This is a genomic window from Microbacterium sp. Bi128 (assembly GCF_918698205.1).
In genome coordinates, this window is record NZ_CAKKMM010001053.1 from 1 (window position 1) to 1,804 (window position 1,804).

Annotated in this window: 2 protein-coding genes; both read right to left on the minus strand. The window is 72.8% G+C overall.

Translation table 11 applies throughout. The features are described from left to right. Positions 1-1,439, minus strand: a 1,439-nt coding sequence (locus tag LQV45_RS29665; protein WP_230010706.1) for a glycosyltransferase family 39 protein, incomplete at its 3' end; no start/stop codon positions are given. 80 nt (positions 1,440-1,519) lie between these two features. Continuing rightward, positions 1,520-1,804, minus strand: a 285-nt coding sequence (locus tag LQV45_RS29670; protein ID WP_230010708.1) for a cellulose binding domain-containing protein, incomplete at its 5' end; no start/stop codon positions are given.

A 1,804-nucleotide genomic window follows, 5' to 3' on the forward strand; every position in this document is an offset into this window, starting at 1 on the left:
CCACCGAACCCGGACGCCATCTCGGACACTCCCCCGGCCACGGGATTGATCGAGTTCGGGTGCGCGATCGTGACGGCCGACCAGACGGTCGGGGTGAGTAGCAGACCCACGACGAGCGCGACGCCGGTGACGAGCTGCGCGCGGTGACGCGACAGCAGGAGGGCGATCGCCCCGGCAGCCGCCGCGGCCTGCACGATCGAGACCGGGATGCTGTACCCGCCGGTGGCGAAGCCGATCGCCACCGCGGTCGCCGCCGCGACCCCGACGATCGCGACCGCGGGCCACACCTTTCCCCGGTGCCCGCTCCACGCCAGGGCGGTTGCGACGGCCAGCCCGAGAGGCACGGCGAGCGCCGCGGTGTAGAACTGGTGCATCCCGGCGACGACCGAGAACATCGCGGCGAAGGTCAGCGTCCACACCGTCAGCAGCACCGTGAGCGGACGCGGGAACCGCAGCACCCACAGCACGATCAGGGCGACCAGCGCGGCGGGGATCAGCCACGCGATCTGTCCCGCCAGCTGCGCGTTGAACAGACGCAGCACCCCGGGGTCGCCCGAGAACGGCGGCGTGAAGGACTCGTAGGCCGAGCTGTCCGCCGTGGCGCTGAACCGTCCGAGTCCGTTGTAGCCGAACACCATCTCCCACGGATCGTTGCCGACCGTGCTCCCGATGTAGGGCCGACTCCCCGACGGGATGAGGGCCACGATCGCCACCCACCACAGCGAGGCCGCCAGGCTCACCGCACCGGCGAGCGCGAGGTGCGCGAGCCGGCGCCCCCAGGACTGCGCCGTGCACAGGTAGGCCGCGGCGAGCGCGGGCCAGACCGCCCACGCTTCGAGCATGTAGAACTGGAACGACAGGCCGATCGCCGCGCCCGCGACCACCAGCCACCCGAGGCTCCGCGCCTGCACCGCCCGGACCGACGCCCACGCGGTGAGGGCGAGGCCCAGGACGAAGAAGGACTCCGGCTGGTTGGAGCGGGAGACCGCCACGAGGATCGGCGTCACCGCGACGATCGACCCGGCCAGCAGTCCCGCCCGGACGCCCGCGAGACGGCGGGCGGTCACGGCCGTGACGAGGGCGGCGGCTACAGCGGCGAGGGCGTTCGGCAGGATCACGGCCCACGCCGAGTACCCGAACACCTTCACCGCGAGCGCCGGGATCCAGAACGACCCCGGGATCTTGTCGAGGGTCACCGTGCCGGCCGGGTCCATCGCGCCGAAGAAGAAGTTCGACCACGATTGGCTCATCGACACCGCGATCGCGGCGTAGTAGTCCGACGGCGTCCCGTCCCACACCTGCCAGGCCGTGAGAACGAGGGCGAGCGCGGCGATCAGCGACAGGCCCCACGGCCACGCGCGTCTCCCCGGTCCCGTCCTCGTGGCGGGACGGGCGGGCCGGGCGGTCGGGGTCTGCGGGATGCTGAGCGTCGCGGTCACCGGCGCATCGTAGGCAGCCGATGACGAGCGGGCTCCGTGTGCAGCCTAGGGACGAGCTATGGATGCCGCGTCGCCGGCGCTCACGAGGCGCTGACGCTCACGCGCGGGGCGCTCGGCGCGGAGGGGGCGGCCATCTGGACGCCCACGCGCACCGTCTGCCCGGGGGCGAGCGAACCCGCCCACTCAGCACCGCGGCAGGTCACCGTCGACGAGCGGATGCCGCACTCCATGCCCCACGCGTTCGTGACGGCCGTGGCACCGGGCGACTCCCAGGACACCGTCCACGCCCCCACCGTTCCGGTCGCGGTGACCGTCATCTCGGCGACGTATCCCTCGGCCCACGTGCTCTGCGGGATCCAGGTGGC